The 17,660-nt window shown below is 72.4% G+C and carries 13 protein-coding genes; 12 read left to right on the top strand and 1 reads right to left on the bottom strand.

The annotated features are described in order from the left end of the window. The first annotated feature begins 247 nt into the window (after window positions 1–247). From ACIQPQ_RS25535 to ACIQPQ_RS25510, 6 genes are all read left to right on the top strand, one after another. Window positions 248–2,254, top strand: coding sequence for a glycogen debranching N-terminal domain-containing protein (locus ACIQPQ_RS25535; protein ID WP_401307674.1), 2,007 nt, complete (start codon window positions 248–250; stop codon window positions 2,252–2,254). A 161-nt stretch (window positions 2,255–2,415) separates the two neighbouring features. Continuing rightward, entirely contained in the window at window positions 2,416–3,174 is a 759-nt protein-coding gene (locus ACIQPQ_RS25530; RefSeq protein WP_383771758.1) for an NUDIX domain-containing protein, read from the top strand. 279 nt (window positions 3,175–3,453) lie between these two features. Continuing rightward, on the top strand, window positions 3,454–5,547 hold the full coding sequence (locus tag ACIQPQ_RS25525) for an ATP-binding cassette domain-containing protein (RefSeq protein ID WP_401307670.1): 2,094 nt from the start codon (window positions 3,454–3,456) through the stop codon (window positions 5,545–5,547). A gap of 162 nt (window positions 5,548–5,709) precedes the next feature. After that, the gene (locus tag ACIQPQ_RS25520; RefSeq protein WP_383771762.1) at window positions 5,710–6,597 is read left to right on the top strand and encodes a FadR/GntR family transcriptional regulator; all 888 of its coding nucleotides are present in this window, start codon (window positions 5,710–5,712) and stop codon (window positions 6,595–6,597) included. Between the two features lie 625 nt (window positions 6,598–7,222). After that, on the top strand, window positions 7,223–8,770 hold the full coding sequence (locus tag ACIQPQ_RS25515; RefSeq protein WP_401307667.1) for an RNA polymerase sigma factor: 1,548 nt from the start codon (window positions 7,223–7,225) through the stop codon (window positions 8,768–8,770). Between the two features lie 166 nt (window positions 8,771–8,936). Further along, entirely contained in the window at window positions 8,937–9,830 is an 894-nt protein-coding gene (locus tag ACIQPQ_RS25510; RefSeq protein ID WP_401307664.1) for a S1 family peptidase, read from the top strand. Between the two features lie 145 nt (window positions 9,831–9,975). On the opposite strand, the gene ACIQPQ_RS25505 is transcribed toward ACIQPQ_RS25510, so the two are convergent. Continuing rightward, window positions 9,976–10,206, bottom strand: coding sequence for a hypothetical protein (locus ACIQPQ_RS25505; RefSeq protein WP_053848812.1), 231 nt, complete (start codon window positions 10,204–10,206; stop codon window positions 9,976–9,978). Between the two features lie 442 nt (window positions 10,207–10,648). Here ACIQPQ_RS25505 and ACIQPQ_RS25500 point away from each other — a divergent pair, with 442 nt between their 5' ends. The 6 genes from ACIQPQ_RS25500 (at window position 10,649) to ACIQPQ_RS25475 (ending at window position 17,634) form a co-directional block, all read left to right on the top strand. Then, window positions 10,649–12,772, top strand: coding sequence for a type IIA DNA topoisomerase subunit B (locus tag ACIQPQ_RS25500; protein ID WP_401307661.1), 2,124 nt, complete (start codon window positions 10,649–10,651; stop codon window positions 12,770–12,772). Between the two features lie 258 nt (window positions 12,773–13,030). Then, the gene (locus ACIQPQ_RS25495; protein ID WP_401307925.1) at window positions 13,031–13,564 is read left to right on the top strand and encodes a DUF1453 domain-containing protein; all 534 of its coding nucleotides are present in this window, start codon (window positions 13,031–13,033) and stop codon (window positions 13,562–13,564) included. Then, a complete protein-coding gene (locus ACIQPQ_RS25490; RefSeq protein ID WP_401307658.1) occupies window positions 13,561–14,712 on the top strand; it encodes a sensor histidine kinase in 1,152 nt (383 codons plus the stop codon). The genes ACIQPQ_RS25495 and ACIQPQ_RS25490 overlap by 4 nt, the downstream gene beginning before the upstream one ends. Next, window positions 14,709–15,392, top strand: a complete 684-nt coding sequence (locus ACIQPQ_RS25485; RefSeq protein ID WP_383771773.1) for a response regulator — start codon at window positions 14,709–14,711, stop codon at window positions 15,390–15,392. Before ACIQPQ_RS25490 ends, ACIQPQ_RS25485 begins: the two co-directional genes overlap by 4 nt. Before the next feature lie 92 nt (window positions 15,393–15,484). Next, window positions 15,485–16,045, top strand: a complete 561-nt coding sequence (locus ACIQPQ_RS25480; protein ID WP_383771775.1) for a DUF485 domain-containing protein — start codon at window positions 15,485–15,487, stop codon at window positions 16,043–16,045. Further along, window positions 16,042–17,634, top strand: coding sequence for a cation acetate symporter (locus ACIQPQ_RS25475; protein WP_401307653.1), 1,593 nt, complete (start codon window positions 16,042–16,044; stop codon window positions 17,632–17,634). The genes ACIQPQ_RS25480 and ACIQPQ_RS25475 overlap by 4 nt, the downstream gene beginning before the upstream one ends. Window positions 17,635–17,660: the final 26 nt, after the last annotated feature.

Genomic DNA, 17,660 nt, shown 5'->3' with positions numbered 1-17,660 from the left:
GCGCATGCACCAGCCCATCTCGCCGGCCGCCCCCGACGGACCGGGACCAGTCGCGCCGTCGGGCCCCCGCGCCTCCACCGGGCGCTTCGCCTCACAAGGCCTCTTCACCTCACCCAGCCGACCCAGTTCGTCCGCCTCCTTGCCCACCGCCGGACGCCCATCCCGCCCGACAGCGGACCCTCACCGCCCGGAACCGCCCCCGCCGAGGACCACGGTGACGAGAAGCGCGGCGACGAGAAGCGCGACGATGAGCAAGACGGAGGCGAGGACCCCTGCGGGCACCGAGGGCGGCGGACCGCGTCGGACGGGCGAACTGCCCCCGGCCCACACGGCGCTGATCTGCGTCGCCCTTCCGGGCCTGGCCATCTCCACCCAGGACGCGCAGCTCACCGGAGAAGGTCTCCAGGGCTTCTACCGGGCGGGCCGCCGCGTCCTGTCCCGCTGCCAGGTGCGGATCGCCGGACGTGAACCCCTCGCCGTGCAGGCGCGGATGACGGGAGCCGACCGGGCCCGCTTCGTCGGCGCCCTGCGGACCAGCCCGTCGGGTGGCCCGGACCCGGACGTCGTCGTAGAGCGCATCCGCTCCGCCGAGGGCATCGAGCGCATCACTCTGCGCAGCGCCGCCGCCCGTCTGCTGCGGCTGCCGGTCGAGGTGGCCCTCGGCACCGACCTCGCCGACCTGGCGGCCATCGCGGCGGGCACCGAGGGCCCGGAACTGGCGGCCACCGTACACGGCTCCGGCCTGCGCTGGGCGGGCTCCGCCGGACGCGCGCAGGTCACCGCGGACCCGCCGCCCACCGACGCGCTGGCCTCGGCCGGGCTGCTGCGCTGGGAGGTCGAGATGGCGCCCCGCGGCAGCGTGACGCTGGAACTCAGGGTCCGGTTGGACTCCACGGGACCCGTGCGGGCCGCGGGCCGCACTGCGTCCGACCCGCTGGCGAGCGCGCGGGCCACCGGGGACGACCCCCGGATCGGTCCCCTCCTCACCACCGGCGTCGCCGACCTGCGGGCCCTGCTGGTCCACGACCCTGCACATCCCGTCGACACCCACCTCGTGGCGGGGGTGCCCTGGCGCTGCGGCCTCGCCCCCGCCGAGGCGCTCGCCGCAGCACGGATGACGCTCCCGCTGGGCACTCGGCTGGCCGTCGGCACGCTCCGCAACCTGGCTCGCACCCAGGTCACTGGCTCGGGGCCACGCGCGGGCATGATCCCCGGCCCGCGCCGGGACGCAGGCGGTCACCTGCCACCGGGATGCACGGGCACGGAGGCGACCCTGCTGTTCCCGGTGGTACTCGCCGAGGCATACCGCTGGGGGCTCCCGGAGCGGGAGACAGCGCAACTCCTCCCGACGGCCGAACGCTGTCTGACCTGGCTGCGGGACACCGTGGGCGAGGGAACCTACCTGCCCAACCCCCAGCCGGGCGGCCCCGTGCGCTGTGAGACACAGGCCCACGCCCACCGCGCGGCCCTCCTCGGCGCCGACCTTCTCGACGCCCTGGGCCGACCGGGCGGCCGTGGCCTGCGGGAGTGGGCGCGGGCCCTGCGCGCGATGTTCCGGCGGGACTTCTGGATCGACGACCTCGGCGGAGGCCGCCCCGCCGCCGCCCGCACGCCCGACGGACGGCCCATGCACCACCTGGGTGCGGCCTGCGTCCACCTGCTCGACACCGGGCTGCTCGGCGGTGGCGAGTTCGCCCCCGGACTCCTCGACCGGGTGCAGACCGAACATCTGGCCCACCTGCTCGGCACCCCCGACATGGACTCCGGCTGGGGACTGCGCGGGCTGAGCGCGAAGGAAGCCGCGTACAACCCCTTCGGTCACCGCGGGGGTGCCGTCCGGGTGCACGAGACGGCCGTCGCCGTGGCCGGACTGGCCGCCGCGGGCCACGACAAGCACGCCGGAGCCCTGCTGGGCGGACTCCTGGCCGCGGCGGAGGCCTTCCAGTACCGGTTGCCGGACATGTACGCGGGGGAGGTGCGCGTCGAGGGGAGCATCCCCCTGCCGCACCCGGCCGCGTGCAGACCCGCGGCCACCTCGGCCGCCGCCGCAGTCCTCCTGCTGACGGCCCTGGCAGGCATCCGCCCCGACGTCCCGGCGGGCACCGTCACGCTCCGCCCGATGCGCAGCGCCCCGCTCGGCGAGGTGGGTCTGACCGGACTGCGGGTGGCGGGCTCCCCGTTCTCCGTCCGCGTCAGCCGACTCGGGCTCGCCCTGGTCGAGGAGGCCGCCGACGACCTGCAACTCGGCCTCTGACCGACCCGCAAGCCCGTCTCCCTCCCGCACCTACCGCGCGCCGCCGACGGCCGCGCCGTAGGTCTGCCCGAGCCAGACCCCGAGCCGTAGGTCCGCCCGAGCCGATGCCCGCGACAACCGAAAGGACTGTTTATCGTCAGGGAGACGACTATGATCGCCGTATGCCCTACGACCCGTCAGCCTTTCCCCCTTTCGCCGTCACTGTGGACCTGGTCGTGCTGACCGTACGCCGCCACGCCCTGTGCGCGCTGGCGGTACGCCGGGGGGAGTCGCCGTTCCAGGGGAAGTGGGCCCTGCCGGGCGGCTTCGTGCGGGAGGACGAGAACCTCTCCCAGGCGGCGGCACGCGAACTGGCCGAGGAGACCGGGCTGACCGCCCACGACCCCACCGCACCGGCCCAGGACAACGGCGCGCACCTGGAACAGCTCGCCACCTACGGAGACCCCGACCGGGACCCGAGGATGCGGGTCGTCAGCGTGGCGCACCTCGCCCTCGCCCCCGACCTTCCCGCTCCCCGCGCGGGCGGCGACGCCAGCAACGCCCGCTGGGCCCCGGTCGAGGAACTGCTCCAGCACCAGGGGTACGGCCGGGACGGCGAACCGGGCCCGCCGCTGGCCTTCGACCACGCGCTGATCCTCGCGGACGGGGTGGAGCGCGCCCGCTCCAAGATCGAGTACTCCTCGCTCGCGACTGCCTTCTGCCCCAGCGAGTTCACCGTCGGCGAGCTGCGCCGGGTCTACGAGGCCGTGTGGGGTGTGACCCTCGACCCCCGCAACTTCCACCGCAAGGTCACCGGCACCCCCGGTTTCCTGGTCCCCACCGGCGGCACCACGACCCGGCAGGGCGGTCGCCCCGCCCAGCTCTTCCGCGCGGGCGGCGCCACCCTGCTCAACCCGCCCATGCTCCGCCCCGAGGTGTGATCACCCTCTGACCCGGGCCCTACGCCTGCTGCCTGTTGCCCGCGGTCCGCTCCCGCCCGCTCCAACCCCCGGCGTCCACAGGCCCGCGCCGGTCCGGTCACTCCCCATTCCCGCTCACCCACGCTCAGGTCGCCGCCCCGCTGCTCACACCCCTGCCCAACTGCCCCGTCCCCCCGGCCGACTTCGGTCCGGACGCGTCCGCACATGCCTCCCAGCGCACCTGCGCGCCCTACGGCACTTTGGCCGCAAAACTGGACATAGCGCGCTATCTTGCTGCGGGTGATCCAGGCCTTCGGACTGACCAGCAATCCTCGCAAGGGCCTTCCGCCCGCCCTCGACGACGTCTCCTTCGAGGCACGGGCCGGCCATGTGACCGTCCTCCTCGGCGCCCCCGGTGCGGGCAAGACCCTCGCGCTGAGACTCATGCTCGAACTCCAACAGGGCCGTGGCCTCACCTACTTCAGAGGCCGCCCCCTGCACCGCATCGCCCACCCGTCCCGCGAGGTCGGCACGCTCCTCGGTGACGTGCCCGGCCACCCCGCCCGGACCGTCCGCGGTCACCTGCGGATGCTGTGCGCCGCCGCGGGCGTTCCCGTCCGCCGGGCCGACGAGGTCCTGGAAACGGTCGGCCTGGTCGGTCTGCGCGACGAACGCCTCGGCACCCTCTCCCGCGGCATGGACCGCAGGCTGGGGCTCGCCTGCGCGCTCCTCGCCGACCCGCACACCCTCGTCCTCGACCACCCGGCCGACGGCCTCTCCGTACGCGAAGCCCGTTGGCTGCACGGCATGCTGCGCGCCCACGCCACCCAGGGCGGCACCGTCCTGTCGACCACGTCCGACCCCAAGGAGGCCGCCCGCACCGCCGACCGGGTCGTCACCCTGGACGGCGGCAGCGTCGTCGCCGACCAGGAGGCGGGCGAGTTCGCGCGCACCCGGTTGCGCCCCCGCGTCGCAGTCCGCAGCCCGCACGCCGTTCGCCTCGGCGCACTCCTCGCCAAGGAGGCCCGCGCGGACCGGCGCTCGGTCGAGGTCGTGCAGGAGGACGGCAACCGTCTCTCCGTGTACGGCGGCGACTGCGCCGAGATCGGTGAGGCGGCCTTCCGGCACGGCATCCTGATCCACCGACTCGCCGACGAGACCGGCGACATGGGTCCGCGGCCGACCCCCGATCCGAGCGCGCTCCCCAAATCCGACGAGACGACCGGCGTGAACGACCTGATCGGCGTCAACGACCTGACCGGCGTGACCGAGTCTCCGCGCACCGCCCGGGAATCCGTCCCCGCCACCGCCCGCACCACCGAACCCGCCCCCGTGGTGAAGCAGTCCCGCCCCGCCGCCGAGACCCGCTCGCACGGAGAACGCCCGGCGCCCGGCACAGGCACCACCACCGGCACAGGTACCTCCACCAGCACGCAGACGGTCACTGAACAGCAACCACTCCCCACGACCCCCCTCACCTCGATCGCACCCCCCATCACCGAACTCCCCACGACCGCACCGGCACGCATCATCAACCCCACCCGCACCACTGGCTCCCCGCACCCCACCCACCCCTTCGACACCGCCCTCCCCGCCCTCCCGCCCCCCATCGCCGTTCGCTCCGCACCCAGTCCGCTGCGGCCCCTGCGCTACGAACTCCGCCGTGCCGCCGGGATCGGCGCGACCTTCGTCACCGCAGCGGTCGTCCTGGTCGTCTCCGCCCTCACCACGCTCGTCCTCGCCCGCGTCGGACACACCCCGCAGGCACGGCTCCTGGTGACGTGGCCCGCACAACTGCCCCTGCCCCCCGCGGCTCTCGGCGCCGGGCTGCTCGGCGCGCTCGCCTTCGGGGACGAGTTCCGCCACCCCGCGCTGGCCGCCGACCGGGGTACCGTCCCCCGCCGACTCGGCCTGCTCACCGCGAAACTCCTCGTCTCCGGCCTGACTGCGCTGACGCTCGCCGTCCTCACCCTGGGCTGCAACGCCGAACTGCTGTACCTGTTCCACGGACGGGAACTGGCCCGAGTTCCCGCGGACTGGCTGAGCCTCGGCGCGAGTTGGCTCGCCCTCATGGTCGGCTGCGCCTGGGCGGGCGTCCTGGCCGCCGGTGTCTTCCGGTCCACGACGGCCGGGCTCGCCGCGGTCGTCGCCGTACCGGTCGTCGTCGTACCCCTCGTACAGAAGGCCGTCGAGGGCACGTCCGTACGCACCGCCGCCGGACTGTCGGTACGCCTGCGGGAGGTGCTGCTCGTGCAGTGGCCCTTCGGCGGAGACCGGTATCTGGGCGCTGCACTGCGCGTGGTCGCACAACCGGTCGGCGGGGCGCTGGCGTTGTCACTCACCGCACTGCTCTGCGCGTATCTGTTCACGACCCTGCGCAGCCGGGTGCGATGACGATCGCGGCCGTCCGTACCGTGTCCGCTTGTGCGCAACTCCCCGGAGAACGCCCATTTCTTTCCGATAAGGCGTCAATTGCGACGGGGTGAGCGATCACCCTTTCGTGTGCTTTTCACCAAAGACCTCAAGGGAGTTGGGGGCGACGCCGACAAAACATCCGTGAGTACCCTTGCGCACACCATGATGACCGCCGCCCGCTCCACCGACTCAGGTCTGGCCGGACCGGGCGAACTCGACCGCTACCCCTACGCCGAGACCCCCGCCGTCGATCGCGTCGGCGCCTCCGTCTGGGACGGCCCGGAACCGGAGTTGGGCCGCGTGGGCCGACGGACCGCGGGCAGCCGCGGCCGCGGGCTGCACGGCCAACTCGTCCAGCAGCTCGGGCAGATGATCGTTTCCGGCGACCTCGGTGCCGACCGACCGCTCGTGCCCGAGGAGATCGGACAGCGTTTCGAGGTCTCCCGTACCGTCGTCCGCGAATCGCTCCGGGTGCTGGAGGCGAAGGGGCTGGTCAGCGCCCGGCCGAACGTCGGTACGCGCGTGCGGCCGGTGAGCGACTGGAACCTGCTCGACCCCGACATCATCGAGTGGCGGGCCTTCGGTCCCCAGCGCGACGACCAGCGCCGCGAGCTGAGCGAGCTGCGCTGGACGATCGAGCCCCTCGCCGCCCGGCTCGCCGCCGGACACAGCCGCGAGGACATCCAGCAGCGCCTCTCCGACATGGTCGAGATCATGGGGCACGCCATGGGGCAGGGCGACGCCCTCACCTACTCCAGGGCGGACGCGGAGTTCCACTCGCTCCTCATCCAGATCGCGGGCAACCGCATGCTGGAGCACCTTTCGGGCATCGTCTCCTCCGCCCTCCAGGTCTCGGGCGGCCCGGTCACGGGCTGCGACCGGCCGAACGACGCCTCGCTCGCCCATCACGCCCGGATCGTCGACGCCGTCTCCGCGGGCGACCCCTCCGGCGCCGAGGCGGCCATGCGCCAGCTCCTCACCGTCCACCCCGAGGTGGAGCGCGTCGTCCCGGCGCCCCGCGAGCACTGACCGTCCGACGAGAGCGGCTGACCGGGGACGCCCCCTCCTCGTCCCCCCGCCCCACTCCCGTCCTTCCCCTCGCGCTGCCCCCGCGCCACTGACCGCCCCGGCCCCCCATCTTCCGGAGCCGGAGCGGAGCCGCAGCCGCAGCCCGAACCGTCCTCCCCCCCCGTCCCCTGGCGTCGCCCCCGCCGCACGCCCGCCCCGCAGCACCCCGCCTCACCGTCGCACCGTCGGACCCCGCGCGCCCGTCACGGGTCGCGCGGGGTCCGACGGCGCGACGGGGCCCGCCGCATCGAACGGAATCGAACGGATCGGCGGGCCTCGCGGTCCTGGCCGATTGGACCGCGATGGCTGGGGTAGGCACTGTGAGTGACCTTATGTGCCCGCGTCTGACCGTTTTTGAGCGCTTACGGGGTGTGACTCGGGCCACGAAGATTGGGCGTAACGCTCGTGGAAGCAATGCGATGACCTAAGAGGTGACAGCCGCGGAGGGAATACGGACGCCGTTCAGGGCGCTGTGCAACTCCCCGGCCCCCGCCCGCACCGTCGGCCCATCCCCAGGCCGGTGGTCGGCTCCTGTCCGAGGTGGACGGGGCCGGAAGCCGTTTTCCAACGTTCCGAGAGGTTGTTCGTGTCGGCCAGCACATCCCGTACGCTCCCGCCGGAGATCGCCGAGTCCGTCTCTGTCATGGCGCTCATTGAGCGGGGAAAGGCTGAGGGGCAGATCGCCGGCGACGATGTGCGTCGGGCCTTCGAAGCTGACCAGATTCCGGCCACTCAGTGGAAGAACGTACTGCGCAGCCTCAACCAGATCCTCGAGGAAGAGGGTGTGACGCTGATGGTCAGTGCCGCGGAGCCCAAGCGCACCCGAAAGAGCGTCGCAGCGAAGAGTCCGGCCAAGCGCACCGCCACCAAGACGGTCGCGGCGAAGACGGTGACCACCAGGAAGGCCACCGCCACCACGCCGGCCGCTCCCGCCGCGCCCGCTGTGGACGACCCCGCAGACGAAGCCGCGCCCGCGAAGAAGGCGGCGGCTGCGAAGAAGACCACCACCGCCAAGAAGGCGGTGGCGAAGAAGGCCGCGCCCGCGAAGAAGACGGCCGCCAAGAAGACCGCGGGCAAGAAGGACGACGCCGAGCTGGCCGAGGAAGAGGTCCTCGAGGACGCCCCCAAGGCCGGTGACGAGCCCGAGGGCACCGAGAGCGCCGGGTTCGTGCTGTCCGACGAGGACGAGGACGACGCGCCCGCGCAGCAGGTCGCCGCCGCCGGTGCCACCGCCGACCCCGTCAAGGACTACCTCAAGCAGATCGGCAAGGTCCCGCTGCTCAACGCCGAGCAGGAGGTCGAGCTCGCCAAGCGCATCGAGGCCGGTCTGTTCGCCGAGGACAAGCTGGCCAACGCCGACAAGCTCGCCCCCAAGCTCAAGCGCGAGCTGGAGATCATCGCCGAGGACGGGCGCCGCGCGAAGAACCACCTCCTGGAGGCCAACCTCCGCCTGGTGGTCTCCCTCGCCAAGCGCTACACCGGCCGCGGCATGCTCTTCCTGGACCTCATCCAGGAGGGCAACCTCGGTCTGATCCGCGCGGTCGAGAAGTTCGACTACACCAAGGGCTACAAGTTCTCCACGTACGCCACCTGGTGGATCCGTCAGGCGATCACCCGCGCCATGGCCGACCAGGCCCGCACCATCCGTATTCCGGTGCACATGGTCGAGGTCATCAACAAGCTCGCCCGCGTGCAGCGCCAGATGCTTCAGGACCTGGGCCGCGAGCCCACCCCGGAGGAGCTGGCCAAGGAACTCGACATGACCCCCGAGAAGGTCATCGAGGTCCAGAAGTACGGCCGCGAGCCGATCTCCCTGCACACCCCGCTGGGCGAGGACGGCGACAGCGAGTTCGGTGACCTCATCGAGGACTCCGAGGCCGTCGTCCCGGCCGACGCCGTCAGCTTCACGCTCCTCCAGGAGCAGCTGCACTCGGTGCTCGACACCCTCTCCGAGCGCGAGGCGGGCGTCGTCTCCATGCGGTTCGGTCTCACCGACGGTCAGCCGAAGACCCTCGACGAGATCGGCAAGGTCTACGGCGTCACGCGCGAGCGCATCCGCCAGATCGAGTCCAAGACGATGTCGAAGCTCCGCCACCCGTCCCGCTCCCAGGTCCTGCGCGACTACCTGGACTGAGTCCGGCCGGACCCGTCCGGGTCCGACCCGGTCGCCGCCGCACCTCACCGAAGGCCCGGTTCCCCTCCGCGGGAGCCGGGCCTTCGGGCGTGAGCGCGCGGGTGCGCGCGGGCGTGAGCTGCATCACTCTGGGTGTCCACTGATCACTTCAGAGTGAGGAGCGCGCATGCGACGTCCCCTGGTCCGGGTGCTGGCCCGGCCGCTGGTCCTGGCGACCGCGGTGATGGCCATACCGCTGATGTCCGCGGCCCCGGCGACGGCCGACGGGGTCGTCGTCGGAGGATTCCCGGTCGACGTGTCCGACAGCCCCTGGGCGGTCGCCCTGTCCAGCCGTGACCGGTTCGGGGGAAGCCGTGCCGGTCAGTTCTGCGGGGGAGTGGCGGTCGGACGCACCACTGTGCTCACCGCGGCCCACTGCATGGGCGAGGAGGTCCTGGGGGCGCCCCCGGACCGTGCCCGCGACCTGAAGGTCATCGCGGGCCGTACGGACCTCACCGCGGACGAGGGCCAGGAGATCCCCGTGTCCGAGGTCTGGGTGAACCCGCGCTACGACCGCTACAGCAACTCGGGCGACTTCGCCGTGCTCCAGCTCGCCGAACCCCTGCCGCAGGGCTCGGTCCTGGGGATGGCGGGCGCCGGCGACCCCGCCTACGCGGCCGGGACCGAGGCCCTCGTCTACGGCTGGGGGGACACCACCGGCATCGGCTCGTACGCCCAGAGCCTGCGGGCTGCCCGTGTGCACGTGCTGAGCGACGGTGTCTGCGCGCGCGCCTATCCGGGGCCCGCGGACGGCTCCTACGTGGCCAGGACGATGCTGTGCGCCGGAGAGGCGCGGGGTGGCCGCGACTCCTGCCAGGGGGACAGCGGTGGCCCGCTGGTCGCCCGCGGCCGACTGGTCGGGCTGGTGTCCTGGGGCAGCGGGTGCGGCCGGGCGGGCAGCCCCGGCGTGTATACGCGCATCTCCGACGTCATCACCACTCTGGGCTGGGAGGCGGCCGTCGCGGCCCCCTCGGAGGCTTCGGCGGCTCCCGAGGCCCCAGAGGTGCAGGAGGGGGCGTAGGGCGCCACGGGCAAGGCCGGAGGGGTCCGGTGCCTCGTGGGGATGACCTGAGAACACGAGCGGGCCGCTCCCGGAAACTGAATCCGGGGGCGGCCCGCCCGTCAGCGGCCTGTGCCTACTGTGGCTCGTCGGGGAACGCGAACGGTCAGCGCTCTTCTTCGGAGGCGGATGCGGGAACAGCGGTCAGCCGCTCCGTCTCGTCCTGTATTTCAGCGGCGATCTTCTTGAGTTCCGGCTCGAACTTGCGACCGTGGTGGGCGCAGAAGAGCAGTTCTCCGCCGCTGAGCAGGACGACGCGCACGTACGCCTGGGCGCCGCAGCGGTCGCAGCGGTCAGCGGCCGTCAGCGGGCTCGCGGGGGTCAGAACAGTAGTCACGTCGCCTCTTCTCTAGCTCGACGAGCTGTCGTACCAGGGTCAACATCCAACCAGCCCCAAAACGTTCCCGCTCGTGGCTTGTCCTCGAAAAAAATCTTCGAGAGGCCGTCTGCTGCCGGTTTGGCGGCGAATGTGCCGTCTTACAGGTCTGTCGTGTCGTACGGTTTCGCGCTGTCAGTCATGGTGCCGTCCTCCCGGCTGGATTGCCGGTTTGTTCATGAGGACGTGCCCGGAGCCTAAATGGTTCATGCCTCGAAGGGAACGTGATATGTACTTCACTCCATCGAGGGATCGAACACGTATGCGAGCCTGGACTAGTGTGACTTTGGACGAGGGTGGCGTGACAACGGCTCTACCAGGCCTCGGTACCCTCTTGGCGGCGACCGAAGCCGCGCCCTTACCCCGTGAGGGCTCATCTGAAATTCAGCGAGGAGCGAACCGCGTGACCGCCGATACGTCCGTGCCGTCCACAGCGCTGCTGGCAGGAGCAGACCGGGACGGTTCCAACTACACCGCGCGGCACCTGCTCGTCCTCGAAGGCCTCGAGGCCGTACGCAAGCGCCCGGGTATGTACATCGGCTCGACCGACAGCCGTGGCCTCATGCACTGCCTGTGGGAGATCATCGACAACGCCGTGGACGAGGCCCTCGGCGGCTACTGCGACCACATCGACGTGATCCTCCATGACGACGGCTCGGTCGAGGTCCGTGACAACGGCCGGGGCATCCCCGTCGACGTCGAGCCGAAGACCGGTCTCTCCGGTGTCGAGGTCGTCATGACCAAGCTCCATGCGGGCGGCAAGTTCGGCGGCGGCTCCTACGCGGCCTCCGGCGGTCTGCACGGCGTCGGCGCCTCCGTCGTCAACGCCCTCTCCGCCCGCCTCGACGTCGAGGTCGACCGGAGCGGGCACACGCACGCGATCAGCTTCCGCCGGGGCGTCCCCGGCGCCTTCGCGGGCACCGGCCCCGACGCCGGGTTCGACTCCGGCAGCGGGCTGCGCAAGGCCAAGAAGATCGCCCGCGCCCGCACCGGCACGCGCGTGCGCTACTGGGCCGACCGGCAGATCTTCCTCAAGGACGCGCGGCTCTCCCTGGAGAACCTCCACCAGCGCGCCCGCCAGACCGCCTTCCTGGTGCCGGGCCTGACCATCGTCGTCCGCGACGAGTTCGGCCTGGGCGAGGGCGGCAGCAAGGGCGAGGAGTCCTTCCGCTTCGACGGCGGCATCAGCGAGTTCTGTGAGTACCTGGCGGCCGACCGGCCCGTCTGCGACGTCCTCCGCTTCTCCGGTCAGGGCACCTTCAAGGAGACCGTCCCGGTCCTCGACGAGCACGGCCAGATGACGCCCACCGAGGTCACCCGCGAGCTGGGCGTGGACGTGGCGATGCGCTGGGGCACCGGCTACGACACGAACCTCAAGTCGTTCGTCAACATCATCGCCACGCCCAAGGGCGGCACTCACGTGGCGGGCTTCGAGCAGGCCGTCGCCAAGACGATGAACGAGGTGCTGCGCGCCAAGAAGCTCCTGCGCGTCGCCGAGGACGACATCGTCAAGGACGACGCGCTGGAGGGCCTGACCGCCGTGGTCACGGTCCGCCTCGCCGAGCCGCAGTTCGAGGGCCAGACCAAGGAGGTCCTCGGCACCTCGGCGGCCCGCCGGATCGTGAACACCGTGATCTCCAAGGAGCTCAAGGCGTTCCTCACCTCCACCAAGCGGGACGCGGCGGCGCAGGCCCGCGTCGTCATGGAGAAGGCGGTCGCCGCCGCGCGCACGCGCATCGCGGCCCGCCAGCACAAGGACGCCCAGCGCCGCAAGACGGCCCTGGAGTCCTCGTCCCTGCCCGCCAAGCTGGCCGACTGCCGCAGCGACGACGTCGACCGCAGCGAGCTGTTCATCGTCGAGGGCGACTCCGCGCTCGGTACGGCGAAACTGGCCCGGAACTCCGAGTTCCAGGCGCTGCTGCCGATCCGGGGCAAGATCCTCAACGTCCAGAAGTCGTCCGTGACCGACATGCTCAAGAACGCCGAGTGCGGCGCGATCATCCAGGTCATAGGGGCCGGCTCCGGGCGGACCTTCGACATCGACGCGGCCCGCTACGGCAAGATCATCATGATGACCGACGCCGACGTGGACGGCTCCCACATCCGGTGTCTGCTGCTGACCCTGTTCCAGCGCTACATGCGGCCCATGGTGGAGGCGGGGCGGGTCTTCGCCGCCGTGCCGCCGCTGCACCGCATCGAGCTGACCCAGCCCAGGAAGGGGCAGGACAAGTACGTCTACACGTACTCGGACCGTGAGCTGCGGGACAGGCTCATGGAGTTCCAGAGCAAGGGCGTCCGGTACAAGGACAGCATCCAGCGCTACAAGGGCCTCGGCGAGATGGACGCCGACCAGCTGGCCGAGACCACGATGGACCCCCGCCACCGCACGCTGCGCCGGATCAACCTCGCCGACCTCGACGCGGCCGAGCGGGTCTTCGACCTGCTGATGGGCAACGACGTGGCGCCGCGCAAGGAGTTCATCTCCAGCTCGGCGGCGACCCTGGACCGCTCCCGCATCGACGCGTAGCCGCTCACCGCCCGGCGCCGTCCGATGCCTCGTCCCCCGAGGCCCCGGACGGCGCCGGGCCGGACTCTCTCCGGGCTCTCCACCCACGGGTGGAGAGCCCGGACGCGTTCGGGTCCACCTGGGTTCCACCCGTGCTCCGATCCCAGGACCTGCGCCTTTCCGTAGCGTCGTGGGTGTCGGCAGCGCTCGTCGCCGCCGCCCACCGACCGTTCCCTGCGCGTTCCGCGCACCCCTCGCACGGAGGCTGCGATGTCTGACATGTCCGGGCTCGTCAACGCACTGCTGATCCTGGCCGTGGCCGCATGGGTGATCGCGCGGCAACTGCGCGCCGCCCGTGTCGACACGGACCGGCGGTGGTGGCTGCTGCCCGGCATCCTGGCCGTCGTGGCGCTGCGGGAGCCCGACCTGCTCGACCCGCACCACCACACCGCGGCCGCCGCGCTCCTCGGCGCCGAACTCCTGGTCGGCGCGGCCATGGGCCTCGGCTGGGCCCGGACCACCCGCGTCTGGACCGAGCCGGACGGCTCCGTGTGGAGCAAGGGCACGAAGGCGACCGTCGCCGTCTGGGTCCTCGGCATAGGCCTGCGCGTGGCCCTCTTCGCCCTCGGCGCCGCGGCGGGCATCCACCAGGACAGCGCCGCCCTGCTGCTGGCCCTCGCCGCGACGCTGCTGATCCGCTCCGGGATCGTGACCCGGCGCGCGCGGCAGCTCGCCCCGGCCGCCGGTGCCGCCGGACCCGTCGCGGCGTACGGTGACGGCGTGGTCGGGTCCACCCCGAAGGAGCGCGTGTGACCGAGTACGCCCTGACGCGCTGGCCCTCCCGGGAGGCGCTCGGACGGGAGGGGCTCTCCGGGCGCAGGCGCCTGCTGGCCTGGGTCGTACGGCTGCTGGTGATCGGCGTGCTGCTGTGGAGCGCGTTCCGCCAGGCTCACCTCCACGGCTGGTCCGTCCTGGCCGCCGCGGCCGGGGTCCTGGCAGCCGCCGCACTGGTCTGGGCGTACTGGCGCTCCACGCTCCGCCACCGCCTGTGGCCCTCGGTGGCACTGCTCACGGCGCTCCTCGCTCTCGGGGCCGGTGCGCAGGCCCTCGGCTCCCACGGACCGGCCGCCGTCCTGTGGTGCGGCTGCGCCTTCGCCGCGCTGGAGCGCCTGCCACTGGCGGCCGGGCTCCCGCTGGCGGCCACGGGCCTCGCGACCTACGCGGTGGTCGACGGCGGCGACTGGCTGTGGACCTGGATCAGCGTGGGCGGCATGGCCCTGGCCGGGTACACGCTCCGGTTGGACGCGGAGGCCCGGGGCGCGACCCACCGGCTGCTGGCCCAGGAGAGAGCGGCGCGCGCCGCCGAGGCGGAGACCGCCGCGCTCGCCGAGCGCGCCAGGATCGCCCGGGAGATCCACGACGTGCTGGCCCACAGCCTCTCCGCGCAGCTCGTGCACCTGGAGGCCGCCCGCCTGCTGATCGAGCGGGGCGCCGACCGCGGACAGATCCTCGACCGGGTGGTGGCGGCCCGCGGGATGGCCCGTGACGGGCTGGAGGAGACCCGGCAGGCGCTCTCCGCCCTGCGCGGAGAGCTGACCCCCCTGGAGGAGTTCCTCAGAGACCTGGTGCGGTCCGCGGACGGCGCGGAGGTCACCGTCGACGGCCCGCGCACACCTCTGTCGGCGGAGGCGTCGCAGGCCGTGCGACGGGTCGCCCAGGAGGCCCTGACGAACGTCCGCAAGCACGCGCCCGGCGCCCGGGTCAGCCTGCGGCTGGAGTACGGGCCGCACGAAGTGACGCTCGACGTGCGCGACTCGGGCGGTCCGCCGGGTGAACTCGCGGCCGCCGGCGGCGGGTACGGTCTGCTGGGCATGCGGGAGCGTGCCGAGCTGCTCGGCGGGTCGCTGCACGCGGGGCCGGGCGAGAAAGGTTTCGTGGTGACGTTGAAGGTGCCGGTATGACCGAGGAGGCGGTGGACAGGACCGCCCGGGTCGTGGTGGCCGACGACCAGACCGTGGTCCGGGAGGGCATCGTCATGCTGCTCGGGCTGCTGCCGGGCATCGAGGTGGTGGGCGCGGCGGCGGACGGCGAGGAGGCGGTGCGTCTGGTCGGCGAACTCGCCCCGGACGTCGTGCTGATGGACCTGCGGATGCCCCGCTGCGACGGGGTCGAGGCGACCCGGCGGATCAGGGCGGAGCACCCCGGCACGCACGTCGTGGTGCTCACCACGTTCGGTGACGACGAGTCGCTGTTCCCGGCGTTGCAGGCGGGCGCGCGGGGCTATCTCACCAAGGACGCGGGCGGCGACGAGATCGTGCGGGCCGTGCACAGCGTGCTGTCGGGGGAGGCGGGACTGTCACCGAGCGTCCAGCGGCGGCTGCTGGAGCGGCTGTCCGCCCCCGAGCCGGAACCTGCGGTGCCGGCGCCCCCGCCCGACGGGCTGACCCTGCGGGAGACGGAGGTCCTCGTCCTCATCGCCGAGGGGCTCAACAACCAGGAGATCGGGCGTCGGCTGCACGTCTCCACCGCGACCGTGAAGACCCACATCAACAACCTGTTCGCGAAGACGGGGCTCAAGGACCGGGCGGGGGCGGTGCGTTACGCGTACGCGCACCGGCTGGTGCGTCCGCCGAAGGCGTGACCCTCACGGACCGTGACGGTGCTGGTCACCTGATGGGGTGAAGACCGCCGGAAGAAGAGTCGGGGATGCTCCCGATCTGTCCATGCTTGGGCATGCAGTCAAGTACAGGCCGTGTCCGTGCTGGTGGGACCGGCCCCGAGAACACGGGCACACACCAGCCGGACGGGGGACCGGCGTTCGTCGAGATGCCCGACAAGGTCCCGTACGAGGACCCCTGGTACGACGCACTCGCCACCGGCTGGGGCGAGTCCGGCGGCCCGCCGCCGACCGCCGCCGAGGTCCCGCCCGCGCGCCGGGCGTCGTCGTCCGCCGTCGGGGCGACGGCCCGCGTCTACCTCGAAGTCCAGCGCAGCGAGGCCTTCCAGGAGGTCCGCGGCCGGTACCGCCGGTTCGTGATCCCGGCGACCGCGGGCTTCTTCCTCTGGTACGTCGGCTATGTCGTGGCCGCCACCACGGCACCCGGGCTGATGGCCCGCCCCGTGGTGGGCGCGGTGAACGTGGCGCTGCTCGCCGGGCTCGGGCAGTTCCTCACCACCTTCCTGCTCACCTGGGCGTACTCCCGGCACGCGCGGCTGCGCCGGGACCGCGCCGCACTCGAACTGCGCTGGGACACCCAGCAGCTGACCCGTGAGGCGCAGGGCGGAGCATCGTGACCGACGACCACCAGACACTGGCACTGCTGCTGTTCAGCGCCTTCATCGCGCTCACGCTCGGCATCACCACCTGGGTGAGCCGCCGCAAGCAGGGCTCGGCCGAGGAGTTCTACGCGGGCGGCCGGTTGTTCTCCCCGATGGAGAACGGTTTCGCCATCGCGGGCGACTACATGTCGGCCGCCTCCTTCCTCGGCATCTCGGGCCTCATCGCGCTCTTCGGCTACGACGGGCTGCTGTACTCGGTGGGCTTCCTGGTCGCCTGGCTGGTCGTCCTGCTCCTCGTCGCCGAACTGGTCCGCAACTGCGGCCGGTTCACGCTGGCCGACGTGGTCGCCGCGCGGATGAGCGAGCGCCCGGTCCGGATCGCGGCGGGCACCTCCTCGGTCACCGTGTCGGTGCTCTACCTGGTGGCGCAGATGGTCGGCGCGGGCAGTCTCGTCGCGCTGCTGCTCGGCAGCACCGGCGCGGCGGCGCAGGTCTGGGCCGTCATCGGGGTCGGCGCCCTCATGGTGATCTACGTGTCCCTCGGCGGCATGCGGGCCACGACCTGGATCCAGATCGTGAAGGCGGTCCTGCTCCTCGGCGGCACCGTCACGCTCACCGTGCTCGTCCTGGTCCGCTTCCACGGCGACTTCGACCAACTGCTGCGGACGGCGGCCGACCGCAGCGGGCACGGGGCGGCGTTCCTCGCCCCCGGCCTCAAGTACGGCGGCGACTGGACCGCCCGCTTCGACTTCATGAGTCTCGGACTCGCGCTGGTCCTCGGCACGGCCGGGCTCCCGCACATCCTGTCCCGCTTCTACACCGTGCCCACCGCCCGTGCCGCCCGCCGGTCCGTCGTCTGGTCGATCGGCCTCATCGGCGGCTTCTACCTGATGACGATCGTCCTCGGCTTCGGCGCGGCCGCCATCGTCGGCCCGGACGCGGTCCGCGACTCCAACGCGGCCGGGAACACCGCCGTACCACTGCTCGCCCTCGACCTGGGCGGCGGCGCCGACTCCACCGGGGGCACGGTTTTGTTCGCCGTGGTGGCGGCCGTCGCGTTCGCCACCATCCTCGCCGTGGTCGCCGGGATCACCCTCGCCTCCTCGGCGTCGGTCGCCCACGACCTGTACGCCACGCTGCGCCGCAAGGGCTCCACCCCCCGCAGCGAGGTGGCCGTAGCCCGGATCGCCGCCGTCGGCGTCGGCGTGGTCGCGATCGCCCTCGGGCTGCTCGCCCGCGATCTCAACGTCGCCTTCCTGGTGGGCCTCGCCTTCGCCGTCGCGGCCTCCGCGAACCTCCCGGTCCTGCTCTACTCGCTGTTCTGGCGGCGCTTCACCACCCGCGGCGCCGTCTGGTCGGTGTACGGCGGACTGATCCCGGCCCTGCTCCTCGTCGTGCTCTCCCCCGTGGTGTCGGGGACGCCCGCGTCGCTGGTCCCGGGCGCCGACTTCGACGTGTTCCCGTTGCAGAACCCGGGGCTCGTCTCGATCCCGCTGGGCTTCCTCGCGGGCTGGCTCGGCACGGTCACCTCGACCGAGGTCCCCGACGAGGCCCGGCACGCGGAGACCGAGGTGCGCTCGCTGACCGGGGCGGGGGCCGTCTAGGCGACGCGGGCGGCCCCGTCGCCGTG

Origin of the sequence: Streptomyces sp. NPDC091281 (assembly GCF_044757425.1) — a bacterium.
In the GTDB taxonomy this organism is placed as follows: domain Bacteria; phylum Actinomycetota; class Actinomycetes; order Streptomycetales; family Streptomycetaceae; genus Streptomyces.
This window is presented reverse-complemented; position numbering and strand designations above follow the sequence as displayed.